The organism is Lysobacter sp. 05T417, assembly GCF_056396405.1.
Genome location: NZ_JBFTLK010000001.1, coordinates 298916 through 324624, shown reverse-complemented (window position 1 = coordinate 324624; position 25709 = coordinate 298916). Strand labels below are relative to the sequence as shown.

Below are 25709 nucleotides of genomic sequence, written 5' to 3'. Positions count from 1 at the left end.
CTGAGCCTTTCACGCGGGCTCACCCCGAGAAGACAACGAATGAATGCCTTTCTCTCTAACCCCGTTATTCAAGATGCATGCTCTGCCCTGCTGGCAGCGTCAGTCCTGGCAGTGCTTGCGTTCTTGTTCAGCAGGGCAAGAAACCTTCGCTGGGAGCGCGACCTGAAACGTGCCGTTGACCAGAACGGTGTCGGCTGGTCAATGGACCACAACCACGTACCGGACTTCAGTCTGCAGATTCACAACTACTCCAACGCAAGCATTCGCGTTCGCTCGGTGGTTCTTGTTGCGGATCGATTCAAAGTAGAACTTAGTCCGATGCCAAATAGGGGCATCGAACAGACCCCCATACTCAACGAGCTAACCCGAGAGAAGTTCAAACGGACTCTCCTTTCCCGCCAGATCGAGCCGGACAACAATCCACACGCTCTCATCCTTCCTCCAAAGACTATGGGGATCTGGATTGCCGATCCTCACACGATCTCATCCCGGGAATGGAAGATCGTGAAGGCATTCATCGCGTTCGAGTATCCAACTCTGTTTGGAAACACCGCGCTTATCAGGGTCGAGCTTCCGGAAAGAGCACTCGGAACAATCAAGAAGGTTTTTGATGAACTTTCAAGTGCGTCCCACAACAAGCGCCCTATGAAGGAGGTCTTCGACCTCCTTGGCCTGCCGCATCCGGCCGCGAGAGCTTGAAGCGCTGTCGCCGAGTGTCCGCTTATCGAGAGTGAAGGTCCTTGGCGGCGATGACCTTCAACTCGGTTCGAAGGCGCTTGAGAAGCCCAAGGGTCTCGGTGCGTGCCTTTCTGAACTCTGCGATAAGCGGCTCCTTATCATCCCGCGGTACCTGCCCGAATTCATGGCTCGCTGTCATTGGGGCCCGCTCGACCATGTGTACTCCGTGGCCCTGTCTGGCATATACAAGCGCTGGGATATAATCGGCGCCATGCTGCTCCGCCACCTGAAAACGTTCCTGGTCGTCGCCGAGTCGTTGAGCATCACCCGGGCCGCCCAGTACGTGCACCTGGCGCAATCGAGTGTCTCCGAGCAGATCCACGCGCTCGAAGCGGACCTCGGCGTAGCCTTGTTTGATCGCTCGCAGCGCCGCCTTCGCCTTACCGACGCCGGCCATCGTCTGTGCCCGCACGCACGCGAGTTGCTGGCATCCGCAGAGGAAGTTCGCGCTGCATTCCGCGGGCGGGCAACGGCGATGTCGGGGACGCTCAGGGTCGGGGCGCTTGAGACGCTATGTTCGACGAAGCTTCCGCCCTTGATGGCGACCTTCGGCAAGTCACACCCGTCGATCCGGTTCCAGCTGAGTTCCGCAAACAGCGCTGCTTTGCGCGAGGCCGTTGCATCGGGTGAGCTCGATGTCGGCTTCGCGTTCGGGGAGCCGCCGGCTTCCGCCGAGCTGCAGGGGGAGATCGTCGGCCACGAGGACCTCATCGCTATCGCGCCAGCCTCCCATCCCTTGCGAGGTCGCGCGTCGGTCACGACAGAAGAGTTGGCCGCCGAGCCCTTCCTGGTGACAGGGCCTGGTTGTGTGTACCAGTCGATGTTCGAGCAGGCGTTCCGCCGATCGGTCCCGCGCGTGGTCGGCGAATTCGGCAGCCTGGCTGCCATTCAATCGCTGGTGGTCAGCGGTGTGGGCTGCGCGGTCCTGCCCCGTGCGGCATTGGGTCGCGTCGAACTGGAAACGCTGCGCTTGCCATGGGTTGAAGGCGCTGGTGCGGTGCCGATTTCAATGTTGTGGCGCGGGCGGCGAGATCCGTCCCCGCCGCTGGCGGAATTCCTGGACGCGGCCAGGAATGGACTGGGCGATACCCACGCCAGCACCGCGCAGGGCGAAGGCTCCCGATTGCAGGGTTGACGATTCTGCCGGGAGCGCCCTCCCCCGCTCGACCCTTACGCCAATCGATGGCCACCGTCGACATGCAGGACGCTGCCGGTCGCGAATGCGTTGTGCATCAGGAATCGAATCGCGTCAGCGATATCCTCCGGCGTCCCAATGCGCCCCAGGGGCAAGCGTTCTGCCATGGCTTCCAGTGTTTCCTTCTTCTTGTCGCCGGCAACGAAGTCCCACAGCGGTGAGTCCACCCAGCCCGGCGAGACGGCATTCACGCGAATGGGGCCCAGTTCGACGGCCAGCGCGTAGGTGAGCGACTCGAGTGCGCCATTGATCGCCGCCACCACCGACCCGCGCGCCGCGGGACGATAGGCCGCGATGCCGGAGGTGAACGTGATCGACCCCCGCGGTGACAGTTTCGGCGCGCCATATTTCGCGAGCAACAGGGGCCCGATGAACTTGGAATCGACGACCCTGCGCGCGGCCTGCATCTCCATGTCAGGCAGCAGCCGATAGGCCCCTTCGATATCGGCGGCCGTGGTTACGATGTGGTCCACCGGTCCGATCCGATCGAAGAGGCGGGCCACCTGCTCTTCCTGCGTGATGTCAGCCGCAAGAGTCGTCAGGCGATCGGCATGGCCCAGCGATACGCGCGCGGCGGCGAGCCTGGTCTCGGTCCGGCCGACGATGACGACCTCGTCGCCGTCAGCCAGGAGCGCCCGCGCAAGCGCCAGACCCATGCCCGAGCTGCCGCCGACGATGATGATGCGTTCTGATTCCGATTGGTTGCTCAAGCGCTGGTCCCGGTCAATGTCCGTTTCGATGACGGCAAGACTCTGCGACCTGGGGCGAAATCTGAAAAGCGGGAATTTCCGATCCGATTGATCGGCATTGCCGATCAGTGGCATCAACGGAGGATTGCCGGATCGCCTGGGTCAATGATCGAACAGGGAAACAACCGTTTCGCGGATCCAGCGCTGCGCGGCGTGGTTGTGGGCGCGCTCATGCCAGACCATTGCCACGGTGAAGCCATCAACGGGCAGTGGACAGTCGATCAGTTGCAGCGTGTCCTTCTGGTCCAGCACCAGCCGCTCAGGGACGAGCGCGACAAAATCCGATTGCGACACGATCTGCGGAACGAACAGGAATGAAGCCGCCGAAAGAACGACGTTGCGGCGGCGCCCCAGTGCATCCAGGGCGGAATCGACGGGCGTGACGAATCCGTTTCCCCTGGGAGAAACGATCACGTGCTCCAGCTCGCAGAACGCTTCGACCGTCATTTGGTCCCGCAGGTGGGGGTGCATCTTTCGACCGATGAGCACGTAACGCTCGTCGAACAAGCGTCTGGCGCGAAGGTCCGGCGGCGCTGTCTGCGTTGTCATGAATGCCAGATCGACCTCCCCTCTTTCCATCTGCGCCTCCAGTTGCGAGGCGTCCAGATTCCGGATCGCCAACCGTGCGGACGGCGCTCGCTCCCTGAGTGTCCTGACCAGTGGCTTCACCACCGCCGCCTGCAGATAGTCGGTACAGGCAATCGAGACGACCACGTTGGCGCTGGAGGGGTCGAAGCCCTGGTTTGCGTGCACCGTTGCCCGCACCTGGTCCAACGCCTGCCGCAATGGTTCGAGAAGGTCGATGGCCTTGGCAGTGGGTGTCATCCCCCGCTGCGCTGGAATCAGTAGCGGATCATCGAAGAGGTCTCTCAGCCGGCTCAGCTGCGCACTCACCGCCGGCTGGCTCAGATGCAGGCGGGCGGCGGCCCTGGTGACGTTCTGCTCGATCAGCAGTGCCTCAAGCGTTACCAGCAGATTCAGATCCAGGCGCCTGCTATCCATGGTGTGGATGGTAGCCAAAAAGTTTCCCGGTTTCACCGACGGTCCGCGGTGTCGGACAGTGCCGGGTAGTTACTTCGCTCCCGCCAAGGTTGAACACATGAAGAAGAAGGTACTGATCGTGCTCGCGCACCCCGAGCCCGCTTCGCTGAACCGCCAGCTGGTCGCAGACGCGATACAGGTGCTTGAGGCGCAGGGGCACGAAGTGCTGCTGTCGGACCTCTACGCGATGGGCTGGAAAGCCATCTATGACGAATGGGACTTTCCCAGCCGGGCCGATCCGGAGCGCCTGGACTTCGTGAAAGAGTCCGGACACTCCTACTCCAGTGGGCAGCAGGTCGCCGACATCGCCGGCGAACAACACAAGGTGCTCGCCGCCGACGCCGTGATCCTTCAGTTTCCGCTGTGGTGGTTCAGCGTGCCTGCCATCCTCAAGGGCTGGATCGACCGTGTTTGGGCCTACGGTCTGGCGTATGGGTACCGGGATGCCGGGAACCGATACCGCTACGGCGATGGGGCTTTCAAGGGAAAGCGAGCGCTGCTCTCAGTGACGGTCGGCGGTCCGGCCCTGGACTACTCGGAGCGAGGCATCAACGGCCCGCTCGACCAGTTGCTGTTCCCCATTACACACGGCACGTTGTTCTTCCCGGGCATGGACGTATTGCCCACGCATGCCATCTATGGAACCGGCCGCATGACCACAGAGAGCGTGGACGCAGCGAAAGCTGCGTGGCGGCTGCGCCTTGCCCGGCTCTTCGACGAGGCGCCCATTCCCTTCCGGGCGCAGAACAATGGGGACTACCCCGACGGTCACGTTCTGGCCAGCGACGTCGCGGTTGGACGCGACGGGTTGCTGGCACATGTGGGAGACGTGTTCACTTCCGCAACAGGTGAACCTTCGTGGCGCGCTCCCGTGCCGATCTCGCAACCACTCCCCACTCAGGAAGCATTCGATCCGTAAGCAGGATGCCATCGAGGTGATCCATCTCATGCTGGATCAGTTCGGAAAGGTCCTCGGCGACGTGATCGAGCTGCGCGTGCCGCATTTCGGAATCAAGGTACGAAATGCTCAGCGAGCGGCTGCGTCGGACACGGACTGCGATCTCGGGCAGGCACATGCAGTCATCCCAGACCTCGAACTCCGCCCGGCTGATCCAGCTTATTGTCGGATTGACCATGAAGAAGGGCCCATCGCCCAGGTCAAAGGCAATGACGCGTTTGGGAACGCCCAGTTGGGGCAGAGCCACTGCCCTGCCCCAGCCATGCGACGCCCGAAAATCCGACAGGGCGGCGGCCAGGTCGGTGAAGTGGCGGGAAAGGGTTCGATCGCCCATCCCAACGGCAGCACTCAGCTGTCGCAGCCGCGGATCACCCAGCGGAAGGATTTCAGGCACAGCAAGTTCCTCGTTTGTCGATGAATGTGTCCTCAAGACGCTTGAGGTCGGCAACAGCGCCTCTTCGATGACGAAGACCAGTGCGCGAGGGACCTGGCCAAGCTGCAGCGCCGATCATGATCTTCTCAAGATACCGGTGTCGCTTTCGTGCAGGTTTGCGTGTGTTCTTGCGGCCAATCCGCGAGTGCGTGGGATCTTCTGCAGAGGTGGAAACATGAGTACCGGCGCTTTGACCGCGAACCCTGCCCTTCAACTGTTCTTGCGGGCCTTCGCGAGACTTCGATGCGCCTCTTCGATGCGGCTTGCAAAGGACTTCTTGTCCAGGGTGGCGATGGCATCCCTGAGTACGGCGGACAGCGGCATTGACATGTCCTTCTCGAGGGACCTGGCCGCTTTCTCCGTGGCAGACCAATGCTGCTCAAGCTGCGGAATCATCCGCTTCGCCGCTGCGGTGAACTCCACGATCCGCTCGCGCCCGTCATCACCGCTCCGCAGGCGCAAGAGACCCTGCTTCGCCATTTGCGAGACCGTCTGGCTGGTCGCCGAGTGCGTCATGCCCGCGTGCTCTGAGATTGATCGGATGGATGACGGACCCAGTTCCAACAATGCCCGCATGACCGGCGTGTAGCGAGGCCGATAGTCCAGCCCGACCTTTGAATAAGCTTCTTCGACAGCGCCGTCGAGATGCTCGATAAGGTTGCGGAGCAGAGTTCCGAGGGTTGAAGACTTGATGCTCATGACAGTCTGTCCGGTCAGCCCAGGCGGAAGATGGTGAACACCGAATATATAAGCGCTATTGGATTTCCGCAACGCAACGAGTGATCCGAGGATTGCACCCATGTATGGCATCCAGCACTTCGGCCCTTCCTGGCGGCCTGCATCGCCCTGAGCCTGACGCCGGGGCTACGCGGTCAGCCTTTAGCGCAGTTCATTCCATCTGGACACGCAAGCCACGGTGCGAAAGCTCATCGAGGAATTCCTCCGGATCGAACGCCTGGCCGGGGCTCAACACGCCGACCCGGGCGAAATCGGGACCCATGCGCTCCACGGCGGCGGCCATCATGGTTGCGGTGAAACCGTAGATGTCCGTGCCGCGCGCCTGCATCCTCTTCTCGCCGCGGGCATGACGAAGTGCCACCACGACCAGATAGCCGGTCTGCTGGCGTAAAGCCGCCGGCGACTGCGCAGCCACTTCCGGGTCGTGGGCACGGAACTCCTGCACGGTCGACAGCGCCATCTGCACCGTCACTTGCTGCGCTGGCACGTGCATTGGAATCGTGGCTACTTCCACGCCGGGAAAGCTGGCGACAACTTCGCGCACGCCGTTCGGAGGGCCGAAGTCGAAAGTACCGACGCTCGGTGGCTCGTTCACGGTCGAGAACTGACCCGCGCTGAACTTCAGCCGCGGCGTGCCCTGCGATTTGCGCGCCGTGGCCTGCGACCCCCGCGTCGGGATCCAACCGGTCACCAGGTATCCCACGGAAACCTCGTCGACCGAACCGAGGTCCCGCCCCGCCCGCCCCGCCAGCAGGTCGGCCAGACCCCCGAACGTCGCCATTCCAGGAATGATGGCAACGCGGGCCATGCGCGCTTCGCCGGCCAACTCGTCGAACAGCCGTTTGGCCGTCAACTGCTCCACGGCGTTGGTGTCGAGGTAGTGGGCACCGTGGTTGATCGCAGCGAGCGCCAGCGGATAGGCGGTGTCGCTCTGGGGGCCTGCGCAGTTGATGAGCACATCCACCCCGGCCAGCGCGACACCGAGCGCGGCCGGATCGTCGACGGCGGCAACGGCTGTGCGTGCGTTGCCGCCCAGGCGGTCGGCGACCCGCTGGAGCCCCTGCATCTCGCGCCCCACGAGGAGCGGCACACGGCCGGCACGTGAAAGCTCCGTTGCAACCAGCTGACCGGTATGTCCGCTGGCACCGTACACGGCGATGTTTGCGCGATTGCCCATGTTCCTTCTCGAATCAATTCTTGAGCTGGGACGGAATGAACTCGTTGCGTACTGCCTCGGCGATCAGGTCCGGCGGCAGCATGCCCTGCGCCACCAGGAAGTCGTTGAAGGACTGGCGGTCGAACTTGTCGCCCAGGGTCAGCTCGGTGCTCTGGCGCAACTGCATGATTCGCGAATAGCCGTAGAAGTACGCCGCCGCCTGGCCAGGGGTCTGGAAGGTGTAGCGGTCGATCTCCTGCTTGGCCAGGCCATCGGAGAAGCCTGCCTCGTTCACCAGCACGTCGTGTGCGCGCTGCGGCGTGATCAGGCCCAGATTCAACATCGGGTCCAGGAAAGCGCGGGCCGCGCGCAGGAGGCGGAACTGCAATGCGACGAACTGCCCTGCCGGCGGCTCGTACGGCAGCATCTCCATCTCCGAGTACAGCGCCCAACCTTCGGCGTTGACGCTGTTGAATGCGAACAGGCCGCGCGTCAAGGACACGCCGCGCTCGATCATGCCCGCGTACTGCAGCTCATGACCGGGCCGGCCTTCATGGGCGGTCAGGGTCCATGACGCGGCTTCGTAGGTGAAGTCGTCGTAGGCTTCACCCGCTTTACCACCCGTACCCGGGTGACTGGTGGTCAGCACGAAGGTGCCGCGCTCGCCCTGGTTGTCGATGAAGGCCGGCGGGTCCATGTGCGGCGACGAGATCGCGGCATTCTCGGCATCGGAGGCAATGCGGATGACGATGCTGCGTTGTGGCAATGCGACGATGCGCTCCTTCCTGATCGCCGCCTCGATACCGGAGATGGCCCGGCGGTAGGTCGGCAGTACCGAATCCTTGTCCAGTTGCCTGGCCTTCAGGCCTTTCAGGACCCCCAGGTAGTCGGTCGCCCCGATGCCCTCGGCCTGGGCCACGATCGGCGCCATCATCTGCATCGCTGCACGCGTCTCGGCGAACTCGAGCATCGCCTGCTTGATCAGCAGGTTCGGATCCACCACCAGCCCGAACTGCTTCATCCGGTGCGTGTACAACGCCTCCGGCAACCGGAAGTCGTCACGGGCGCGTGGCAATACGGTCTCGCGGGTCCAGGCGTCATACGCCTTCATCTGCGCTTCGAGCTTGTCCAAGGGGGCCTTGGCATCGGTGATCTGATACTTGGCAAAAAGCTCGCGCAGCCCGCCGATGTACTTGTCGGTCTTTCCCAGCTTCTGCTCGACCTCGCCCCGGTAAGGCGCCAGCAGGGATTTGTCGTCGAGCCGCTCCATCGTGCGCGCCCTGGCCAGTTCGGCAATTGGCTCACAACCCGGGGTCAAGCCCGCGTAGCAATTCAGGCGTTCGAGTGCCGCAGGCCGGCGCTTGGGATCGGCCTCGTCCTTGAGCAGCACGAATATGCCGTAGAACATCACCTGGCCAACGTCGGTATAGGGCAGCAGGTACTTCGAGCTGAGGTCCACGTCTTCGACCTGCAGGTCGATCTGGTCGATCAGGATCGACAGGTCCTGGCGGACGTTGGGGTCCTTCTCTGCCTTCAGGCGCAACTGCAGCTTGCCGCGCGCCGCCAGTAATGCTTCGCGCATGCGTGCGCTGGCCTGCGGCTTGAGGTCGATCACCTTTGCGTCGGACTGGGCCGCACCGAAATCGGACGCATCCTCGGGGCTGAACCGTGCGGTGACGTCGAGCAGGATCTGCGCATCAGCGTTGCTTCTGGCGATCCAGGCGGGAGCGTTGGAGGTCGCCTCGGGCGATGCGGAAGGCGTGGCCCGAACCTGCGCAGGAGTCGAAGCGAGCGCGAGCGATATCGCGGCAACGAGGGAAAAGCTTTTCAACATGGGGGTCCCCTGATGGATGGTTGTCGCGACGCTCAGACAGGTTGTCTGGCGCATCGCCACGGTCATTGGCAAGCGCTAGTGGATCTGCTCCGCCCGGCCGTACGCTGGCTTGATGTCCTGCTTGATCCAGTCGCCGAGCAGGCGGAAGTAGCCGTCGGCGACGCGGGTGAAGTGACGTTTCCCGTCGGCGTCCTCGGTGAATTCGTTGATGCCGTGGTCGGTTCGCGGGAACACGTACAGATCGATCGACTTGCCCGCATGGACCAGGTCGATCAGACGTTCTCTCGTCACCGTACCGGGTGCTTCACGATCCTCGCCGGCGAGCACCCACAGTTGCGGGATGTCCAGTGCCCGGATGGCCGCAAGCGCGTCGTACTCCCAGATGATGTTGAGATTGTCCATGCGCGCCGCACCGGTGCGGCGCAGGTCGGCCTCGTCATCCCGCAGGATTCGTCCGGTGAACTCCCCGTTGATTTCGTTGAACCATGCTTGGGAACCGAATCGCTTCTTGACCCGCGTCAGCTGGTCGTAGCCGCTCGTGAAGTGCGAGGCCATGACCGCGCCGGTAGCGTTGGTGACTTCACGCGCATCGGCGATGGTTTGCGGCGGGGCGTGCTTCTCCCGCAGCTCCTTGAACACCTGCTCCCGGTCCTCCTCCAGTGGCGTCATGACCAGCCCGAAGCCGACCGCGACAAAGTCGGCGTGAGCCCGCCTGGCGGCGAGTGGCGCGACCCAGCCGCCCTGGCTTCCGCCGAAGTAGCCCGCGCGCGAATAGCGTCCCGCCGCTACCCGTCGCGCCTCGTCCAGGGCGGCGACGGCATCGTCGGCAAGCAGTTCGAAGTTCTGGGTGTACTCGCCTTCCGAACTGCCGGTGCCTCGCTTGTCGTATACGAGCACGGACAGACCCTGCGCGGCGAGCACGTAGGGGTAGTAGAAGCCGATCGCGGGCCAGCGCTCGGAGCCATGGACGAAGACCACCAGTGGCGGCCTGCCCTGCGGATGGCTGGGTTCCATCAGAACGCCGGACAGCTTCGTCCCATGGCTGGTGAAGTGCACCGCCGTCTCGCTGATCTCGACCCGTTTCCATGCAGCGAACTTTCCATCCATGCCCTTCACGGCAACCTGGTCGTTCTCGCAGCGGACCAATGTGTCGTCGCCGTTGACGTCGCCCTTGCGGCCGTCCAGGAAGGTATACCGGGTCTTCGAGTTCGTCCCGACAGGGTTGGTGATAACCACGCGATCTCCAGCGTCGTTGCCGTGAACGCCAGTGGCGCAGCCCGCATGGGCGGCCCCCGCGGTCATCGCCAACAGCCCCGCACAGCACAGTCCTTGCCACGTTCTCACGTTGATCTCCCGGTCAGATTTGAACTTGGTCGGGTGCCGTAAAGACGGCGTCCACGACGTTTCCGGTATTGCGGGTTGCGGCGGGCTCGAATATCACGACCTCTGCCTCTTCGTCGGCAGCGGTGCGATGCTCGACACCATGCGGAACGACGAGCATCTCGCCCTCGCGCAGTTCGATAACGGCGTCGTGGAACTCGACGCGGAAGACTCCGCGCCAGACCAGGAACATCTCGTCCTCAACCTCATGGGTGTGCCAAGGGAACGTGCCCTTGACCTTGACGAGTTTCATCTCCTGCCCATTCAGCCGCGCCACCGTCTTCGGGCGCCAGTGTTCGTTGAAACGACTGAACTTTTCATCCAACCCGACTTTCTCGATCTTCCTGGTCATGGCAATCCTCTGCTGCAACCACGTTGGGGGAGCCCTTCGCGTCCACGCCTGCATGGCGACGCTCCGATAGTGTATAAGTGCTGTTATATATCCGTGGGGGTGCTTCGGCCATATGCCATTGGTCCCGTCAGTGGCTGAACGCGGCCACGGATCCCTACTGCCGAGGCCACAATGGATAACAGCAAACGTATCCCCCGCCGCATCGCACTGATCGCATGCGGTGGCACCATCTCGGGTGTTCGCGAACGCGATGGCGGATTCAGCCCCGGCAGGCATGCCGCGGAGCTTCTGTCGGAGGTGCTCGTTCCTCCGGGTGTCGAGATTCGCGCACTGGACGCATCGACGGTGCCCAGCCGGGCGATGAGCCCCAATGACGTCCTTGGCCTGATCCAGCAGGTTGATGCACTCGAACAATGGGACGAGATCGACGCGGTGGTGATCAGCCAGGGAACGGACAGTCTCGAGGAAACCGCTTACCTGTTCGAACTCATCTCGTCGGCGCGGATGCCTGTTGTGCTGACGGGCGCCATGCGAGCGGGTGCAATGCCTGGCGCGGATGGTCCCGCCAACATCTCCGCTGCCATCGCGGTGGCAGCCCACGAGGACGCTGCGCGGCATGGACCGCTGGTGGTGCTGGGCGACGAAGTGCATTGCGCCCGCTGGGTGACCAAGGCGCATTCCAGCAGGCCGGCTGCGTTCGCCAGCCCGGGTTGCGGGCCCGTCGGCATCGTTGGTGAAGGGCGTGTGCGGCTATGGGGTGGCGACCGCGCAGGACCGCCGCTTGGGCGGCCCGATTGCCTGGAGCAGCGGGTCGAGATGTTGTACATCGGCATCGGCGATGATGGGCGGCTGGCCGAAGCCGCTGGCGAGTACACCGATGGTCTGGTCGTCGCGGGGATGGGGGGCGGTCATGTTCCGCCCCGCGCTGCCGAAGTTCTGGTGAAGCTCGCTCGACGGCTTCCCGTTGTCCTTGCGACCCGCTGTGGCGCCGGCCCGGTGCTTACTTCGACCTATCGCGGATCGGGTTCCGAGACCCATCTCCTCGAACGGGGCCTGCTGCCGGTGGGGCAATTGTCTCCTCTGAAGGCCCGCCTGCGCCTCATGGTTGGACTGGCCTTGGGCCTGCCTCCTGGCGAACTGTTTCCAACCTGGTGAGTCCGGCCGACGCGACGGTCGCACGCCTACTTCAGGATCTGACTGGTTGTGACTGACGGCACACTGCGCGGACCGTATTGCGCATCACAATTCACTTTCGTGACGCGCCGTGCTGCGCGCGGGCTTGCATTCCGCAGCCCGTCGGTCTGGAGGAAATGGTGAGCAGGATCCTTTATTCAGGCACGCGCAATGCCTCAAGTTGGGCGTTTCGCGCCTGGCTCGCACTCAAGGAAGCGCATATCGATTTCGAGGAGCGCATCGTCGACATTCGCGTCCCTCAGCGTTTCGACAACCTCGCGCGCATCCAGTCGTTCTCGCCGCCCGGCGCTGTCCCGGTTCTGGTCGAAGGCGACCACGTGATCTACGACTCGTTGGCGATCATGGAATATGCCAATGATCTTTCGGGGGGCCGTCTGCTTCCACTCGACCCCGCGGTCCGCGCCACTGCACGCTCATTGCTGGCCTGGCAACACGCCGGGCTGTCGGGCCTTTGTGCGCGGCTGTCGTTCGAAAGCGCGTTTTATCCGGATCGCCGCGCGATTACCGCGAACGAGCAAGCCGAATCTGAGCGCGTCGCCGCGACGTGGGAGTCCACCCTCGAACTTTGTGGTGGACCGTATCTGGTCGGTCAGCTGTCTCTGGCCGATCTGGCATTCGTGCCCACGGTCATCCGGTTGCTGGCGCATGCGCCGGACTTGCGCGCCTATCCCTTGAGCGTGGAGTGGGCTTCGCGCCTGTTGAGACGCCCGGCCGTGGAGGAGTGGATGCAGCAAGCCGCGGAGCTGCCACCGGTCTATCTGGACGGTTACCGGTAGTCCCGATGACTGCTTTGCGAAGGTTCAATCCAGCCAGAGCCGCAGCAGCAATCTGCTCTGCCCCAGCGAGCCCGCGTCAAAGGCGCGGGTGACCGCTGCGGCAGTGACGAGACCTCCAATACCGCAGCAGGCGCATCTGAGCGCCTCGTGGAATAGTGCCTGCATTCGTGGTCGCCCCCTTGCGATCGAACCGGCCCAATACTAGTCGGACACAGGGGGCAAATCGAAGTGCCCCCGCCGGGGGGCTCCCCCCCCTGCCCTGCGTGGCCGCTAGGCCGCCGGCAGCGCGCTGAGCATGACGTAGTACCCGTCGGGGTCGCGCAATGCGATTTCCCGGGTGCCCGCGCTGGGATTCACGTTGAGCTCCTCCTCCAGGGCTTCGACGAGGCCGCGGGCGCGATCCAGGGCCTCGTCGAAGTCATCGATGCGGAAGAACAGCAGCAGGCCGTTGCCAGGCTCGGCGCGGTCGGGGCTGGAAAGCGTCGGGTGCTCATGAGCGCCCCATTGGTGAAGACAGAGCAGGACGGTCCCGTCTGTGTCGAGGATCTGCCCGAAGAAGTCGTGGGCAGGCCTGCTGGTGGGCAGCCCAAGGAGCGTCTGGTACCACGCGAAGCTGCGGGCAACATCCGCCACGCCGATGATCGTCCAGGTGCGTTTCATGGTCCTTCCCTCCTATGCCGGTTCGACCCGCGCGCAGTACGCCTCGATTGCCCGCTTCCACGCGGGCCTGGCCAGGCAACGGTCCCGATACGAGGCGACGCCCGGATACGGCGCGATCAGTCGCTCGTCCTTGATGCCCGACAGGACGTGCACCAGCAGGATGTCGGCGACGGTGAAATCCCTTGTCGCCACGAACTCGCGATCGGCAAGCCAGCGCTGCAGGTTGTTCAGCATGCGGTTCGACCAGCCGACCAGGAATTCGCGGTGTTTGCCGCAACCGCCGTCGGCGCTCCAGTCGAGGACGAGCAGGCTGAGCAGCGGCGGCTCGACCGTGTTCATCGCCGCGAAGCACCAGCGCATGACCTGCGCCTCGCCGGCGCGGTCGGAAGGGATCAGGCGGCCGGACTTCTTCGCCAGGTAGAAGACGATCGCGGCCGACTCGGACATCGCCAGTCCATCGTCGTCGATCGAGGGGATCTGTTCGAAGGGGCTGAGACGGCGATATTCCTCGGTGTTCAGGTCGTGCGCGGGGTGGTCCATCCCGGCCAGCTCGAACGGAAGCTGCATCTCTTCGAGCGCCCACAGAACGCGCAGATCGCGTGTGAACCCGCGCGCGCCGGCATTGACCTTCGAAAAGCCGTAGACCTTGAGCATGGTGACGTCCCTTCGTTGAGCTGTCCCGCTGCGAAGGGTACCGCCGCTCCAGAGCCGGTGCACCACCCTGCCCCTCCGCGCCGGCGCACGAAAACGCTACCCTGTCGCGATGAAGCAACCCTACGACGCGCTCAGCGGGATTCCTGTCGATCCCGTGACCCTGCTTTACCGGCTTGGCGCCGGTGGGCCGAGCCTGCCCAAGGAGCTGGCCGCGGCGCGTGCGACCAAGCGCCAGCTGGCGTTGCTGCACGTCGATGTGGACATGTTCCGCTCGGTCAACTCGAACATGGGCGAGGCGGTCGGCGACCAGGCCCTGGCGGCGATCGCCCAGCGCCTGCGCAAGGCCATGCCGGACGAGAGCTGGCTGTGGCGGCTCAACAGCGACGAGTTCATCGCCGGCATCCGCTACCTGCCCGGCGAGACCGACGGCGAGGCCCTGGCCGAGATGCTGCGCGACGCCTTCGAGACGCCGCTGTGGATCCCGCCCTACTCGCTGCCGGTGACGCTGTCGATCGGCATCGCGGTGTTCCCCGATCACGCCAACGATGCGCCGTCGCTGCTGGCCAGTGCCGAGCGCGCGCTTCTGGACGTCAAGCGGCAAGGCCTCAACAGCGTCGGCCTGTATTCCGCCAACGCCGACAAGAAGGCGCCCAACGACGGTTTCGCCGAGCGCTTTGTCGAGGCGATGGACAACCGCGAGCTGCACCTGTTCTACCAGCCGCTGATCGACGCGCAGGACGGCGGCATGATCGGGTTCGGCGGACTGTTGCGCTGGGACACGCCGGGCAATGGCCTGCTGCGCGCGAGCCGCTTCCTGGAGATCGTTGAGCGCGTTGGCCTGTCGGCGCAGTTGGGTTCCTGGGTCGCCGAGGCGGCGGCGCGGCAGCTCGCGCAGTGGCGCGACCAGGGGCTGGATTACCTGACGTTGTCGGTGCACCTGGCCAGCCCGCTGCTGGCACAGCCGCGTTGCCTCGATGAGATCGGCGAACTGTTGCACCGCTTCAACCTGCCCGGCAAATCGCTGGAGTTCGAGATCTCGGAAAGTGCGCTCGCCCTCGATGCGCACCGCATCCATGAAACGCTGGTCGGCCTGCGCGCACTCGGCGCAACGCTGACGGTGCAGGACTTCGGCCTGGGCGGTCTGAGCTTCGCCTCGCTCGCGCAGTACCCGCTGGACCGGCTGAAGATCGACCGCAGTTTCTTCCGCAATGTCGCCAGCGATCCGCGCAGCGCGGCCGTCGTGCGCGGCATCATCGCGATGGGCCATCGCCTGGGCATGAAGGTCACCGCCAAGGGCGTGGAGACCGAAGCCGAGCTGGGCTTCCTGCGCCGCAACCACTGCGACTTCTTCGTCGGCCATCTGTTCAGCCCGCCGTTGCCGGCGGAAGAGCTCGATGACCTGATCCGGCGCCGTTTCCTGCTGCCGGGTGCGTTCGCCGCGACCCGTCCCGAGCGCACGGTCCTGCTGCTCGACGACGAGGAGAACGTGCTGCGTTCACTGGCGCGGTTGTTCCGTCGCGACGGCTACAACATCCTCACCGCCAGCAGCGTGCGCGAGGCCTTCGACCTGCTGGCGAGCAACGCGGTCCAGGTGATCGTGTCCGACCAGCGCATGCCCGACATGACCGGCACCGAGTTCCTGGCGCGCGTGCGCGACCTCTACCCCGACACGATCCGCATGGTGCTGTCGGGCTACACGGACCTGGCGACGATCACCGAAGCAATCAATCTGGGCGCGATCTATCGTTTCCTGACCAAGCCCTGGAACGACGACGAACTGCGCGAACACATCCAGGCTGCATTCCGCGCGCACGAGCGGCGCGCCGCAGGCGAAGAAGGGTTCTGACGGCGGGGTTCCCCGCGCTTCAGGTCAGGCGCCTTCGGCGTCGCGCGGCTGGACCACCGGCAATACCACCCGGAACGCGCTGCCGGCACCTGGCGTGCTGGTGACCTCGATGCGGCCGTGGTGCTTGGCGACGATGCTGTAGGCGATCGCCAGGCCCAGGCCGGTGCCGCGGCCGATGGGCTTGGTGGTGTAGAACGGCTCGAAGATGCGCTGCAATGCATCGGGTGAGATGCCGCAGCCGCTGTCGGCGATGCTGATCCACGCTTCGCCACTCTCGGCGCCGGTGGCGATGACTATGCTGCCGCGCTCGGTGATCGCCTGGCCGGCGTTGATCAGCAGGTTCATCAGCACCTGGTTGATCTCCGACTGATGGCATTCGACCAGCGGCAGCTCGCCGTAGTGCTTCTCCAGACGGACCTTGTACTTGAGGTCGTTCCAGACGATGTTGAGGGTGGACTCCAGGCCGCGGTGCAGGTCCGACGGGCGCATCGCCTCGTCGCGGCCGGTGTGCGAGAAGTCCTTGAGATCGTGCACGATCTTGGTGACGCGCTCGATTCCTTCGCGCGATTCGGCCAGCAGCTTGGGCAGGTCGCCGATGATGAAGTCGATGTCGAGGCGGTCACGCTTGCCCCGCACTTCTTCACGGCACGCGGCGGGATCGACCGACTGCAGTGCGGCCTCGTGCGCCTCGACCAGCGCGAACAGCGCGCCGATGTACTCCTGCAGCGTGCCCAGGTTGGAATGCACGTAGCCGATCGGGTTGTTGATCTCGTGGGCGACGCCGGCGGCCAGCTGGCCAATCGATGCCATCTTCTCCGATTGCAGCAGTTGTTCCTGCGTGCCGGCGAGGCGGCGGTAGGTGTTCTGCAACTCGTCGTGTCGCAGCTGCAGTTCGCGCTCGCGGCCGTTGCGTGCCGACAGGTCGTCGAAGGTCACGAAGCTGCGAACCATGCTGGCGTGACCGGCGGGCCCAGCCTGCTCGTCGTGGTGCAGCGCGATTGCAAGCAGGACGCCGGAAGGTGTGGTGATGTCGCCATGCCAGCTGCCGGACTGGCAGGCCAGCGTCCAGGCGTCCTTGGGCAGCAGGTTGAGCAGGTACTCGGGTGCTGCGCCGGACTCGACGCGCTCGGCCAACGCGCGGGTCGCGGCATTGGCCAGCGTGACCCTGCCCGCACAGTCCACCAGCATCACCGCGTTATCGGTGACGCTGAGCGCCCAGAGCATGTCGTCGCTCCAGGTCGAAGTCGGTTTTGTCGTGCCGGGTTGGTTCATCCCACTCCAAGACAGCGCGCCTGCGGGCGGGCGCCGGGCTGTCCGGTGGAATCGTACACGCTCGTCGACTCGATGCGACCGAGGTGGCGCAAGGCCCAGTTCACTTCGCGGCGTCGGCGCGCGAGCAGCACGCTGTTGGCCTGGTTGAGCGCGCGCAACTCGGTCAGGCGACCGGCAGCGGCAGCGTCGGGTGCCAGTGATTCGGCATGGCGCAGGGCAATCAGCTTGGCAGCGGTTGAGGCAAGCAAGGCATCGACATCATGGGCGAGCAGCGCCTGGCGCTCGGCGACCAGCGCCTGCTCCAGTGCTTCAAGCGATGCGTCGATGGCGGTGCCCATCGTTACTTGCTCAGCTCGCGGTCGAGGTCGAGCATGCGCGTGGCGATGGCCTGCGAATCCACGCGGTAGCTGCCGTCGGCAATCGCGCTGCGAACGGCGTTGACGCGGGCGATGTCGATGCTGGCCGGGCCGTTGCCGAGTTGGCGCTCGAGCGCCTGCAGGCCTTCGGCTTCGCCGGTCAGGCGCACGCTGTCGGTGGCGGTGGTCGCGCCGACCGGCGCGTTGCGCTCGGTGCCGGCACGCGCGGTGGCCGACGTCACGGCGGCTTCCGGCGGTCTGGCGGCGGGCAATCCGCCGTCGATCTTGTGGGTCATGGCACGCTCCTGGGTGGCTCGGTCGAACACTGTAACGGCACGGCATGGGGGAACTTGAGGGATCCCCGTTCATCTGTTTGGGGGCGGCACTTCAAGGCGCGCCTCTTCATGGAATGACCTCGACCTCACCCTGGGCCGTGACCCGGCCGCGCAGGACGCGGCGCGAGGTGGCGTTCTCCACCGTCACCATGCCGCCGGCGCGGTCCGGGCCGAGGGCGCGGCCCTGCATCCGGACCTCTACCCCGCCGGTGCGCGACACCAGCACGACGGGGTCGCCGCGGCGAAGGGGGATGCCGGTCGAAAGATCTGCCTCGATGGGAACCGCGCCGGTTGCGAGTGCGCGGTTGGGCGTGCGCCCGACCAGTGCGGCCGGGTCGCTGAAGGTGGCGCCACCGGCGCGGCCGATATCGCGGCGTTGCACGGACAGCTGGTTGGCGGCGATGGCGACGCCGGCCGCGGCCGGGGCCGTCAGTACGACCACGTCGGCCTCGCGGCGGACTCGCACGGGCACATACAGTTGCCAGCCCGGGGCGTCGTCGCAACGCACCTGTGCGGTTCGCGGCCCGGAGGCGACGGCCTTGAGGGGTTGGCGGCACTGCGGAAGGCGCAGCGCCGGGTCGAGCGTGGCCTCGGCCTGGGCATCGCCTGCCCCGACCGCGGCGATGGCAGCCGAGCGGATCGACGCCAGCGGCTGCGGCGTGGCTGCCTGTGCAGCGGCGATCGCCATCAGCGCGACCGCAAGCAGCGCCATCGCGACGGCACGGGCACCGGCGGTCCGGCGCACTGATGGCGATCGCGTTGGAAGGTGTGGCATGACCGGGGCTGCCTCGACGGGCGGATGCATCCCCCGGTGCCTGCAAGCGCTGTGCCACGACGAAGCGTGTACGTCGACTCAAGGAACGCCCGCGCAGGCCGACAAAACGGGGCATGAGCCAGGACCTGCTCGACCGCATCGACCAACGCACCCGCCTGGCCGGCCACAACCGGCTGGCCCTTCTGCTGTTCCGCCTGGGCTCGCGTCAGCTTTTTGGCGTCAACGTGTTCAAGGTGCAGGAGGTGTTGCCGCGGCCGCCGCTGTTCACCCTGCCGCAACTGCCGCCGGCGTTCTCCGGCGCTGCCGACGTGCGCGGACGCACCGTGCCGGTACTGGATCTGGCCCGCGTCATCGGCCATGCCGGCGAGGACGGCGGCGAACCCAAATACCTGGTGGTGACCGAGTTCAACCGTTCGGTGCAGGGATTCCTGGTCGCCGGGGTGGACCGCATCGTCAACATCGCCGTCGAACAGATCCAGCCGCCGCCCGAACTGGGCGGCGACAGCCACTACCTGACCGGCGTCACCCGCCACCAGGGCGAACTGATCCAGCTGATCGACGTGGAAAGCGTCCTCGCCGAATCGGTGCCGCGGGCGAGCGATGCCGGCAACCTGTCCGCCCTCCCCGTCCACGGCGGCTCGCGCGAGGTGCTGGTGGTCGACGACTCGCGCGTGGCCCGCAACCAGATCCGGGCGGTGCTGCAGCAACTGGGGCTGGAATCGACCCTGCTGTCGGACGGACGCCAGGCGCTGGACCACCTGCAAGCGCTGGTCCAGGCCGGCCAGTCGCCGTGCGAGCGCTACGCGATGGTGATCTCCGATATCGAGATGCCGGCGATGGACGGCTATACCCTGACGACGGAAATCCGTCGCGACCCGGCCCTGCGCGGATTGTTCGTGCTGCTGCACACCTCGCTGTCGGGCGTGTTCAACCAGGCCATGGTCGAACGCGTGGGCGCCGACGATTTCGTGCCCAAGTACTCGGAAAGCGAGCTGGCACAACGGGTGGCGGCGCGGATCGGCGCGCTGCGCTGAGCCCAGCTGGCCGCCTGCGCGCGGCGTGTGGCACGTGGCTTGCCTGATCCGGGGGGAGAACCCGCCCCCGGAGGGCCCATGTCCGACTTCCTAGGCATCCACGGCACTGCGCTCGCCCTGCGCGAACAGCGCCTGCAGGTGCTGGCGGCCAACATCGCCAACGCCGACACGCCCAACTACCAGGCGCAGGACCTCGACTTCAATGGCGCGCTGCAGGCCGCGCTGCAGCCGGGCATGGCCGCGGGCGGCGATGCGATCGGCAGCGCCGCCGCCGCGGCACGCTACACGCGCGCGTCCAGCCAGCCCAGCCTCGACGGCAACACCGTGGATGGCGATCGCGAGAACGCCGCCTTCGCGCAGGCGACGCTGGAGTACCGCGCGTCGATGTCGTTCGTCGAATCCAAGGTCCGCTCGATGCTGACCGCGATCACCGGCCAATGAGCAACCTGCCGATCTTCGACGTCGCCGGTTCGGCGATGAACGCGCAGTCGGTGCGCCTGAGCACGGTCGCCTCGAACCTGGCCAACGCCGACTCGATCTCCGGTTCGCCCGATGCGGTCTTCCGCGCCAGGCAGCCGGTGTTCTCCGCCGATCCGGTCGCAGGCAGCCCGGAGCTGGCCGGCGTGCAGGTCAAGGAAATCACCCAGAGCAATGCGCCCGCACTCAAGCGTTACGAACCGGGCCATCCGCTCGCCGACGCGCAGGGCTACGTGTACGCACCCGACATCGATCCGGTCGCGCAGATGGTCGACCTGATCTCGGCCTCGCGCAGTTACCAGGCCAACGTCGAGGTCTTCAACAGCGCCAAGGAACTCGCGCTGGCCACCTTGAACATGGGCCGCTGATGCGACCCGCCAGCAAGCAAGGATACCGATGAGCAACACGATTGGCAGCACCGACAACAGTTACGCCTCGCTGGGGTTGCAGACCCCGCAGGCGACGCGCAACAGCTCGCTGGGCCAGACCGATTTCCTGCGCCTGATGACCGAGCAGTTCAAGAACCAGGATCCGCTCAAGCCGCTCGACAACGCCCAGTTCCTCGGCCAGCTGGCGCAGTTCTCCACCGTGCAGGGCATCGACAAGATGCAGGGCGCGATGGACGCGGTGGCCAGCGTGATGGAGTCCGACCAGGCCCTGCGTGCGGCCTCACTGGTAGGTCACGACGCGCTGGTGGAGGTCGACACGGTCGAGCTCGCCGCGGGCGCCGGAGTCGAAGGCGAAGTCACCGCGGCCAAGGCCGGGACGATCACGTTCGAAGTCGTCGACGCTGCCGGCGTGCGCGTGCGGCAGATGGCTGTGGAGGCCGGCGCCGCCGGCGACACGAAATTCCGCTGGGACGGTCTCAACGACAACGGCCAGCCGATGCCAGCCGGCCGCTACACGATCCGCGCCACCACCGGCAGCACCACCGACAGCGAATCGCTGGCCGTGCGCGTGGCGGCCCGCGTCGACAGCGTCTCGGTCGAACCAACCGGGCTCGTGCTCAACCTTGCGGGCGTGGGCAGCCACCCGCTCTCGTCCATCCGTCGCATCGGCTGACCCTCTTCCAGGAGCACACCATGAGTTTCCGCATCTCGCTCAGCGGCATGAACGCGGCCTCGGCCGATCTCAACGTCACCGCCAACAACATCGCCAACGCCAACACCACCGGCTTCAAGCAGTCACGCGCGGAGTTCGGCGACGTGTTCGCGCTGTCGCCGTACGGCCTGTCGCGCAACGCGATCGGCGCCGGCGTGCGGCTGGAGAAAGTGGCCCAGCAGTTCGGCCAGGGCAACACCGACTTCACCGGCAAGGCGCTGGACATGGCGATCTCCGGCCAGGGCTTTTTCACCCTGTCGGCGAACGGCGCCACGGTCTACTCGCGCGCCGGCAACTTCGGCCCCGACCAGGACGGCTACGTGGTCAATCCGGCCGGCCAGCGCCTGCAGGTGTTCCTGCCCAATGCCGGCGGCAATGGCTTCGACACCGGCCGCATGGGCGACCTGCGCCTGAGCAAGGGCGACTCGCCGCCGCTGGCGACGACCGAGGTCGAAGTCGGCACCAACCTGCCTGGCAACGCCACTGCGCCGACGCTGACGCCGTTCGATCCCAATGAACCGCTGAGCTACAACCACACCACCTCGCTGACGGTCTACGACTCGCTCGGCGCACCGCACACGCAGTCGCTGTACTTCATCAAGACCGCCAACCCGAACGAATGGCAGCTGCAGACCCAGATCGACGGCACCACCGTCGGCACCGCGCAGACGCTGCAGTATTCGTCGAACGGCGACCTGGTCACGCCCGCCGCGCCGGGCCGCATCACCCTGCCTGCCCACACCCCGCCGGGCGGCGCGGCGCCGATGGCGCTGACGCTCGATATCGGTGCATCGACGCAGTACGGCAAGGCGTTCGGTGTGTCCGAGCTGGTGCAGGACGGCTACACGACCGGCCGCCTGACCGGCATCGAAGTGTCGCCGGAAGGCGTCGTCAACGCGCGCTACACCAATGGCGTGTCGACGCCGCTGGGCCAGGTCGCGATGACCACCTTCGACAACCCGCAGGGCCTGCAACCGCTGGGCGACAACGGCTGGGCGGAAACGTTCGAATCGGGCCAGGCGCGCCGCGGTGGCGCCGGCACGTCCGAGTTCGGCCTGGTCCAGGGCGGCGCGCTGGAAGCGTCCAACGTCGACCTCACCGAACAACTGGTCAACATGATCACCGCGCAGCGCAACTTCCAGGCCAACTCGCAGATGATCTCGACCCAGGACCAGATCACCCAGACCGTGATCAACATCCGCTGACGTAGAAGGCACCCGCCGCCATGGACAAGAGCCTCTACATCGCGATGACCGGCGCCAGCGCCACGCTGCGCGCGCAGGCGCAGGTCTCGCACAACCTCGCCAACACCGACACCGTCGGTTTCCAGGCAACGTTGAACGGCATCGTCGCCGCGCCGGTGGCAGGCGCCGGGCTGCCCTCGCGCGTGGCGACCATGGCGCGCGACATGGGTGTCAGCAGTGCGGCCGGCTCGATCACCAACACCGGCAACGCGCTCGATGTCGCGCTGCATGGCGACCGCTGGCTTGCGGTGCAGGACAGCAGCGGCGGCGTGGCCTATACCCGCGCCGGCAACCTCAAGCTCAACCAGAACGGCCTGCTGACCACCGCCAGCGGCCTGCCGGTGCTGGACCAGAGCGGCGCGCCGATGTCGATCCCGCCCAACGATGCCCTGGACATCGCCGGCGACGGCACGGTGTCGATCGTGCCGCAGGGCCAGCCCGCCTCGACCATGGCCAGCGTCGGCCGGCTCCAGGTCGTCGCGGCGAACACGCGCGACCTGGTGCGTGGCGAAGACGGACTGATGCATGCCGCTCCCGGCGCCACCGCTCCGCCGCCCGCCGCGGGCACCGTCCTGACCTCGGGCGTACTGGAAGGCAGCAACGTCGATGGCACCGGAATGCTGGTGTCGATGATCCAGCTCGCGCGCCAGTTCGAGATGCAGGTACGGGTCTTGCATAGCGGTGACGAGAGCGCGCGCTCGGCCAACACCCTGCTGTCGTCGCGCTGACCACCCCACCACCCAACACTTCGTAACGGGAACCCGCCATGACCCAGGCTCTGTGGATCGCCAAGACCGGCCTCGACGCGCAGCAGACGCGCATGGCGGTGATTTCCAACAATCTCGCCAACACCAACACCACTGGCTTCAAGCGCGACCGCGCCAGCTTCGAGGACCTGCTGTACCAGACCGTGCGCCAACCCGGCGGCGCCTCGTCCGAACAGACCCAGCTGCCGACCGGCCTGTCCACCGGCACCGGCGTGCGCGTTGCCGCGACCGCCAAGGAATTCGCCCAGGGCAACATGGTCCACACCGACGGCGCACTGGACGTGGCGATCGATGGCCGCGGCTTCTTCGAAGTGCTGATGCCCGATGGCAGCACCGCCTACACCCGCGACGGCAGCTTCAAGCCCAATGCGCAGGGCGAACTGGTGACCAACTCCGGCTACCCGGTGCAACCGGGCATCCAGATTCCCGAAGGCGCCGAGTCCGTGACCATCGGCGCCGACGGCACGGTCAGCGTCAAGCTGGTCGGCCAGGCCGGCAGCGTGCAAGTCGGTTCCTTGACGCTGGCCGACTTCGTCAATCCGGCCGGGCTGCAGGCCCGCGGCGAGAACCTCTATGTCGAGACCAGCGCAAGCGGCCCGGCGCAGAGCGGCGCGCCCGGCCAGGGCGGCGCCGGCACCCTGGTGCAGGGCTCGCTGGAAGGTTCCAACGTCAACGTCGTCGAGGAGCTGGTGTCGATGATCGAGACCCAGCGCGCCTACGAAACCAACGCCAAGGCGATCTCGACGACCGACTCGATGCTCGGCTACCTCAACAACAACCTGTGAGCACGTCGATGAGCGCATCGATGACGTCCACCGCGTTCGCGTCCGCGCTGCTGATGACCCTGTCGGGCTGTGCAAGCCTGGTCGGCAATGTGCGTCCGTTCGACGAAGTGGCGCCGTCTCCGGCAACGGCCATGGCCGCCGTCAGTCCGGCGCCCGGCAACGGCGGCGGCTCGATCTTCGCCGGCAATGGCCCGGGCAATCGCGGCATGCGCCTGTTCGAGGACAACAAGGCGCGCGAGGTCGGCGACCTGCTCACCATCGTGCTGGTCGAGAACACGCGCGCCAAGACCAACGCCAAGACCGCGGTGACCAAGGACTCCAACCTGGCCATGGCGGCACCGACGATCTTCGGCCAGGACATCACCTACAACGGCAATCCGCTGCTGCAGGCCGAGGTCGAGGGCAAGCGCAAGTTCGGCGGCGCCGGCGACAGCGCGCAGAGCAACCAGCTCGATGGCGATATCACCGTCACGGTCGTCGAGCAGCTGCGCAACGGCAACCTGCGCGTGGCCGGCCAGAAGCAGGTCCGCCTGAACCAGGGCGACGAGCTCGTACAGGTTCAAGGAATCGTGCGCGTCGCCGATATCAGTCCCGACAACCGGGTCACCTCCGACCGGGTCGGCGAGGCACGCATCGTCTATGGCGGTCGTGGCGCGCTGGCGCAGTCGAACGCGATGGGTTGGCTGGGTCGCTTCTTCAACTCCGCCGCCTTCCCCTACTGAGGTCCGCGACCATGCGCCCGTCCATTTCGTTGTGCTTCGCCCTCGCCGTTGCCGGCCTGTTGCTGTCGGCTGCGCCTGCGCGCGCGGAGCGCATCAAGGACCTGGCCCAGGTCGCCGGCGTTCGCGGCAACCCGCTGGTCGGCTACGGCCTCGTCGTCGGCCTGGACGGCAGCGGCGACCGCACCAGCCAGACCCCTTTCACCGTGCAGAGTCTCAAGACGATGCTCGACCAGCTCGGCGTGACGATTCCGCCGGGCGTCAATCCGCAGCTCAAGAACGTGGCGGCGGTGGCGATCCAGGCCGAGTTGCCTGCGTTCGCCAAGCCCGGCCAGCCCATCGATGTCACCGTGTCGTCGATCGGCAACGCCGGTTCGCTGCGCGGCGGCAGCCTGCTGATGGCGCCGCTGCGTGGCGCCGACGGACAGGTCTACGCGATCGCGCAGGGCACGCTGGTGGTCAGCGGCCTGGGCGCGGCCGGACGCGATGGTTCGCGTATCTCGGTCAATGCGCCCAACGGCGGCAGCATTCCCAACGGCGCAATCGTCGAACGCGCGGTCGCCAACGCCGCGTCCAATGGCCTGGTCACGCTCAACCTGCACGAGTCCGACTTCACCACCGCCGCGCGCATCGTCAGTGCGATCGATGACGCGTTCGGCAACGGTCGCGCTCATGCCGTCGATGGCGTCACCATCGAAGTCACACCACCCGCGGGCGACCGCATCGCGTTCCTGGCGCAGCTGGAAACGCTCGATGTGAACCCCGGCGCGGCCGCGGCCAAGGTCATCGTCAACGCACGCACCGGCACAGTGGTCATGGGCGGCCAGGTCACGGTGCTGCCGGCAGCGGTGTCGCACGGCTCGCTGACGGTGTCGATCACCGAGAACGCGCAGGTCAGCCAGCCCAATGAATTCGGCCGCGGCAACACCGTGGTCACGCCGCAGTCGACGGTGGAAACCCACCAGGATGGCGGCCGCATGTTCCTGTTCGCGGGCGGTACTTCGCTGGAGGCGATCGTGCGCGCGGTCAATGCCGTCGGCGCCGCGCCGGGCGACATCGTCGCGATCCTCGAAGCGCTCAAGCGCGCCGGCGCGCTGCGTGCCGAGCTCGAGGTGATCTGAGCCCGCGCTCGGAAGCCGC

The 25709-nt window shown here is 65.9% G+C and carries 29 protein-coding genes; 15 read left to right on the top strand and 14 right to left on the bottom strand.

All coding sequences use genetic code 11. From position 1 onward, the window contains the following. Positions 1-39 precede the first annotated feature (39 nt). Both AC1DER_RS01440 and AC1DER_RS01435 read left to right on the top strand, forming a co-directional pair. The gene (locus tag AC1DER_RS01440; RefSeq protein ID WP_477243830.1) at positions 40-699 is read left to right on the top strand and encodes a hypothetical protein; all 660 of its coding nucleotides are present in this window, start codon (positions 40-42) and stop codon (positions 697-699) included. A gap of 250 nt (positions 700-949) precedes the next feature. Then, the gene (locus tag AC1DER_RS01435) at positions 950-1873 is read left to right on the top strand and encodes a LysR family transcriptional regulator (protein WP_477357585.1); all 924 of its coding nucleotides are present in this window, start codon (positions 950-952) and stop codon (positions 1871-1873) included. A gap of 35 nt (positions 1874-1908) precedes the next feature. Here the strand turns inward: AC1DER_RS01435 and AC1DER_RS01430 are convergent, their stop codons facing one another. After that, positions 1909-2757, bottom strand: coding sequence for an SDR family oxidoreductase (locus tag AC1DER_RS01430; RefSeq protein WP_477243826.1), 849 nt, complete (start codon positions 2755-2757; stop codon positions 1909-1911). Positions 2758-2784: 27 nt separating this feature from the next. Next, positions 2785-3684: a LysR family transcriptional regulator gene (locus AC1DER_RS01425; protein ID WP_477243824.1), complete on the bottom strand. Its 900-nt coding sequence runs from the start codon at positions 3682-3684 to the stop codon at positions 2785-2787. Between the two features lie 97 nt (positions 3685-3781). Here AC1DER_RS01425 and AC1DER_RS01420 point away from each other — a divergent pair, with 97 nt between their 5' ends. Continuing rightward, positions 3782-4642, top strand: coding sequence for an NAD(P)H-dependent oxidoreductase (locus tag AC1DER_RS01420; RefSeq protein ID WP_441814413.1), 861 nt, complete (start codon positions 3782-3784; stop codon positions 4640-4642). Here AC1DER_RS01420 and AC1DER_RS01415 read toward each other — a convergent pair. The 6 genes from AC1DER_RS01415 to AC1DER_RS01390 all read right to left on the bottom strand — a co-directional run bounded on the left by AC1DER_RS01415 (position 4557) and on the right by AC1DER_RS01390 (position 10574). Next, complete coding sequence (locus AC1DER_RS01415) at positions 4557-5015, bottom strand: peptide deformylase (protein WP_441815196.1); 459 nt, start codon at positions 5013-5015, stop codon at positions 4557-4559. The two genes, AC1DER_RS01420 and AC1DER_RS01415, sit on opposite strands and share 86 nt — an antisense overlap. Before the next feature lie 309 nt (positions 5016-5324). Beyond that, positions 5325-5813 (bottom strand): MarR family winged helix-turn-helix transcriptional regulator, encoded by a 489-nt coding sequence (locus AC1DER_RS01410; RefSeq protein ID WP_441814414.1) that lies wholly within the window; start codon positions 5811-5813, stop codon positions 5325-5327. Positions 5814-6003: 190 nt separating this feature from the next. Further along, a complete protein-coding gene (locus AC1DER_RS01405; protein ID WP_477243820.1) occupies positions 6004-7029 on the bottom strand; it encodes a saccharopine dehydrogenase NADP-binding domain-containing protein in 1026 nt (341 codons plus the stop codon). Positions 7030-7042: 13 nt separating this feature from the next. Further along, on the bottom strand, positions 7043-8842 hold the full coding sequence (locus AC1DER_RS01400) for a DUF885 domain-containing protein (protein ID WP_477243818.1): 1800 nt from the start codon (positions 8840-8842) through the stop codon (positions 7043-7045). A 75-nt stretch (positions 8843-8917) separates the two neighbouring features. After that, positions 8918-10078 carry an alpha/beta hydrolase family protein gene (locus AC1DER_RS01395; protein WP_477243816.1) on the bottom strand — a complete coding sequence of 387 codons (1161 nt, stop codon included), beginning with the start codon at positions 10076-10078 and terminating at the stop codon, positions 8918-8920. 121 nt (positions 10079-10199) lie between these two features. Next, entirely contained in the window at positions 10200-10574 is a 375-nt protein-coding gene (locus AC1DER_RS01390; RefSeq protein ID WP_441814418.1) for a cupin domain-containing protein, read from the bottom strand. Between the two features lie 171 nt (positions 10575-10745). Here AC1DER_RS01390 and AC1DER_RS01385 point away from each other — a divergent pair, with 171 nt between their 5' ends. Together AC1DER_RS01385 and AC1DER_RS01380 are read left to right on the top strand one after the other, a co-directional pair. After that, complete coding sequence (locus AC1DER_RS01385) at positions 10746-11729, top strand: asparaginase (protein ID WP_477243814.1); 984 nt, start codon at positions 10746-10748, stop codon at positions 11727-11729. A gap of 158 nt (positions 11730-11887) precedes the next feature. After that, on the top strand, positions 11888-12544 hold the full coding sequence (locus AC1DER_RS01380; protein WP_477243812.1) for a glutathione S-transferase family protein: 657 nt from the start codon (positions 11888-11890) through the stop codon (positions 12542-12544). Positions 12545-12814: 270 nt separating this feature from the next. On the opposite strand, the gene AC1DER_RS01375 is transcribed toward AC1DER_RS01380, so the two are convergent. Together AC1DER_RS01375 and AC1DER_RS01370 are read right to left on the bottom strand one after the other, a co-directional pair. Next, entirely contained in the window at positions 12815-13204 is a 390-nt protein-coding gene (locus AC1DER_RS01375) for a VOC family protein (protein WP_477243810.1), read from the bottom strand. A gap of 12 nt (positions 13205-13216) precedes the next feature. Then, positions 13217-13858 (bottom strand): glutathione S-transferase family protein, encoded by a 642-nt coding sequence (locus AC1DER_RS01370; protein ID WP_477243808.1) that lies wholly within the window; start codon positions 13856-13858, stop codon positions 13217-13219. 109 nt (positions 13859-13967) lie between these two features. On the opposite strand from AC1DER_RS01370, the gene AC1DER_RS01365 reads away from it, so the two are divergent. After that, positions 13968-15704: an EAL domain-containing protein gene (locus AC1DER_RS01365; protein WP_441814423.1), complete on the top strand. Its 1737-nt coding sequence runs from the start codon at positions 13968-13970 to the stop codon at positions 15702-15704. Positions 15705-15728: 24 nt separating this feature from the next. On the opposite strand, the gene AC1DER_RS01360 is transcribed toward AC1DER_RS01365, so the two are convergent. From AC1DER_RS01360 to flgA, 4 genes are all read right to left on the bottom strand, one after another. Then, the gene (locus tag AC1DER_RS01360) at positions 15729-16928 is read right to left on the bottom strand and encodes an ATP-binding protein (protein ID WP_477243806.1); all 1200 of its coding nucleotides are present in this window, start codon (positions 16926-16928) and stop codon (positions 15729-15731) included. Positions 16929-16972: 44 nt separating this feature from the next. Next, positions 16973-17314 (bottom strand): flagellar protein FlgN, encoded by a 342-nt coding sequence (locus AC1DER_RS01355; protein ID WP_441814425.1) that lies wholly within the window; start codon positions 17312-17314, stop codon positions 16973-16975. 2 nt (positions 17315-17316) lie between these two features. After that, on the bottom strand, positions 17317-17628 hold the full coding sequence (gene flgM, locus AC1DER_RS01350; RefSeq protein WP_441814426.1) for a flagellar biosynthesis anti-sigma factor FlgM: 312 nt from the start codon (positions 17626-17628) through the stop codon (positions 17317-17319). A gap of 106 nt (positions 17629-17734) precedes the next feature. Next, positions 17735-18412 carry a flagellar basal body P-ring formation chaperone FlgA gene (flgA, locus tag AC1DER_RS01345; protein ID WP_477357581.1) on the bottom strand — a complete coding sequence of 226 codons (678 nt, stop codon included), beginning with the start codon at positions 18410-18412 and terminating at the stop codon, positions 17735-17737. 143 nt (positions 18413-18555) lie between these two features. Here flgA and AC1DER_RS01340 point away from each other — a divergent pair, with 143 nt between their 5' ends. From AC1DER_RS01340 to AC1DER_RS01300, 9 genes are all read left to right on the top strand, one after another. Continuing rightward, positions 18556-19476 carry a chemotaxis protein gene (locus AC1DER_RS01340; protein ID WP_477243801.1) on the top strand — a complete coding sequence of 307 codons (921 nt, stop codon included), beginning with the start codon at positions 18556-18558 and terminating at the stop codon, positions 19474-19476. Between the two features lie 78 nt (positions 19477-19554). After that, positions 19555-19917 (top strand): flagellar basal body rod protein FlgB, encoded by a 363-nt coding sequence (gene flgB / locus AC1DER_RS01335; RefSeq protein WP_477243799.1) that lies wholly within the window; start codon positions 19555-19557, stop codon positions 19915-19917. Further along, on the top strand, positions 19914-20321 hold the full coding sequence (flgC, locus tag AC1DER_RS01330; RefSeq protein WP_441814430.1) for a flagellar basal body rod protein FlgC: 408 nt from the start codon (positions 19914-19916) through the stop codon (positions 20319-20321). Before flgB ends, flgC begins: the two co-directional genes overlap by 4 nt. 28 nt (positions 20322-20349) lie before the next feature. Continuing rightward, entirely contained in the window at positions 20350-21015 is a 666-nt protein-coding gene (locus tag AC1DER_RS01325; protein ID WP_441814431.1) for a flagellar hook assembly protein FlgD, read from the top strand. Positions 21016-21035: 20 nt separating this feature from the next. Next, positions 21036-22259, top strand: a complete 1224-nt coding sequence (gene flgE, locus AC1DER_RS01320; RefSeq protein ID WP_477243796.1) for a flagellar hook protein FlgE — start codon at positions 21036-21038, stop codon at positions 22257-22259. 20 nt (positions 22260-22279) lie between these two features. Beyond that, entirely contained in the window at positions 22280-23026 is a 747-nt protein-coding gene (locus tag AC1DER_RS01315; protein WP_477243794.1) for a flagellar basal body rod protein FlgF, read from the top strand. 38 nt (positions 23027-23064) lie between these two features. Then, complete coding sequence (gene flgG, locus AC1DER_RS01310; RefSeq protein WP_441814434.1) at positions 23065-23850, top strand: flagellar basal-body rod protein FlgG; 786 nt, start codon at positions 23065-23067, stop codon at positions 23848-23850. 8 nt (positions 23851-23858) lie between these two features. Then, entirely contained in the window at positions 23859-24572 is a 714-nt protein-coding gene (flgH, locus tag AC1DER_RS01305) for a flagellar basal body L-ring protein FlgH (protein ID WP_477243791.1), read from the top strand. A gap of 11 nt (positions 24573-24583) precedes the next feature. After that, positions 24584-25690, top strand: a complete 1107-nt coding sequence (locus tag AC1DER_RS01300; protein ID WP_477243789.1) for a flagellar basal body P-ring protein FlgI — start codon at positions 24584-24586, stop codon at positions 25688-25690. Positions 25691-25709: the final 19 nt, after the last annotated feature.

Bases quoted from the DNA above. Each gene is read 5' to 3' on its own strand.
- AC1DER_RS01300 (WP_477243789.1), top strand. From the start codon at position 24,584: ATGCGCCCGTCCATTTCGTTGTGCTTCGCCCTCGCCGTTGCCGGCCTG.
- AC1DER_RS01340 (WP_477243801.1), top strand. From the start codon at position 18,556: ATGAGCCAGGACCTGCTCGACCGCATCGACCAACGCACCCGCCTGGCC.
- AC1DER_RS01390 (WP_441814418.1), bottom strand. From the start codon at position 10,574: ATGACCAGGAAGATCGAGAAAGTCGGGTTGGATGAAAAGTTCAGTCGT.
- flgG (WP_441814434.1), top strand. From the start codon at position 23,065: ATGACCCAGGCTCTGTGGATCGCCAAGACCGGCCTCGACGCGCAGCAG.
- flgM (WP_441814426.1), bottom strand. From the start codon at position 17,628: ATGACCCACAAGATCGACGGCGGATTGCCCGCCGCCAGACCGCCGGAA.
- AC1DER_RS01365 (WP_441814423.1), top strand. From the start codon at position 13,968: ATGAAGCAACCCTACGACGCGCTCAGCGGGATTCCTGTCGATCCCGTG.
- AC1DER_RS01325 (WP_441814431.1), top strand. From the start codon at position 20,350: ATGAGCAACACGATTGGCAGCACCGACAACAGTTACGCCTCGCTGGGG.
- AC1DER_RS01405 (WP_477243820.1), bottom strand. From the start codon at position 7,029: ATGGGCAATCGCGCAAACATCGCCGTGTACGGTGCCAGCGGACATACC.
- AC1DER_RS01385 (WP_477243814.1), top strand. From the start codon at position 10,746: ATGGATAACAGCAAACGTATCCCCCGCCGCATCGCACTGATCGCATGC.
- AC1DER_RS01375 (WP_477243810.1), bottom strand. From the start codon at position 13,204: ATGAAACGCACCTGGACGATCATCGGCGTGGCGGATGTTGCCCGCAGC.
- AC1DER_RS01420 (WP_441814413.1), top strand. From the start codon at position 3,782: ATGAAGAAGAAGGTACTGATCGTGCTCGCGCACCCCGAGCCCGCTTCG.
- AC1DER_RS01440 (WP_477243830.1), top strand. From the start codon at position 40: ATGAATGCCTTTCTCTCTAACCCCGTTATTCAAGATGCATGCTCTGCC.
- AC1DER_RS01360 (WP_477243806.1), bottom strand. From the start codon at position 16,928: ATGCTCTGGGCGCTCAGCGTCACCGATAACGCGGTGATGCTGGTGGAC.
- AC1DER_RS01430 (WP_477243826.1), bottom strand. From the start codon at position 2,757: ATGCCACTGATCGGCAATGCCGATCAATCGGATCGGAAATTCCCGCTT.
- AC1DER_RS01435 (WP_477357585.1), top strand. From the start codon at position 950: ATGCTGCTCCGCCACCTGAAAACGTTCCTGGTCGTCGCCGAGTCGTTG.
- AC1DER_RS01410 (WP_441814414.1), bottom strand. From the start codon at position 5,813: ATGAGCATCAAGTCTTCAACCCTCGGAACTCTGCTCCGCAACCTTATC.
- flgH (WP_477243791.1), top strand. From the start codon at position 23,859: ATGAGCGCATCGATGACGTCCACCGCGTTCGCGTCCGCGCTGCTGATG.
- AC1DER_RS01370 (WP_477243808.1), bottom strand. From the start codon at position 13,858: ATGCTCAAGGTCTACGGCTTTTCGAAGGTCAATGCCGGCGCGCGCGGG.
- flgB (WP_477243799.1), top strand. From the start codon at position 19,555: ATGTCCGACTTCCTAGGCATCCACGGCACTGCGCTCGCCCTGCGCGAA.
- AC1DER_RS01425 (WP_477243824.1), bottom strand. From the start codon at position 3,684: ATGGATAGCAGGCGCCTGGATCTGAATCTGCTGGTAACGCTTGAGGCA.
- AC1DER_RS01355 (WP_441814425.1), bottom strand. From the start codon at position 17,314: ATGGGCACCGCCATCGACGCATCGCTTGAAGCACTGGAGCAGGCGCTG.
- AC1DER_RS01400 (WP_477243818.1), bottom strand. From the start codon at position 8,842: ATGTTGAAAAGCTTTTCCCTCGTTGCCGCGATATCGCTCGCGCTCGCT.
- flgC (WP_441814430.1), top strand. From the start codon at position 19,914: ATGAGCAACCTGCCGATCTTCGACGTCGCCGGTTCGGCGATGAACGCG.
- flgE (WP_477243796.1), top strand. From the start codon at position 21,036: ATGAGTTTCCGCATCTCGCTCAGCGGCATGAACGCGGCCTCGGCCGAT.
- AC1DER_RS01315 (WP_477243794.1), top strand. From the start codon at position 22,280: ATGGACAAGAGCCTCTACATCGCGATGACCGGCGCCAGCGCCACGCTG.
- AC1DER_RS01415 (WP_441815196.1), bottom strand. From the start codon at position 5,015: ATGGGCGATCGAACCCTTTCCCGCCACTTCACCGACCTGGCCGCCGCC.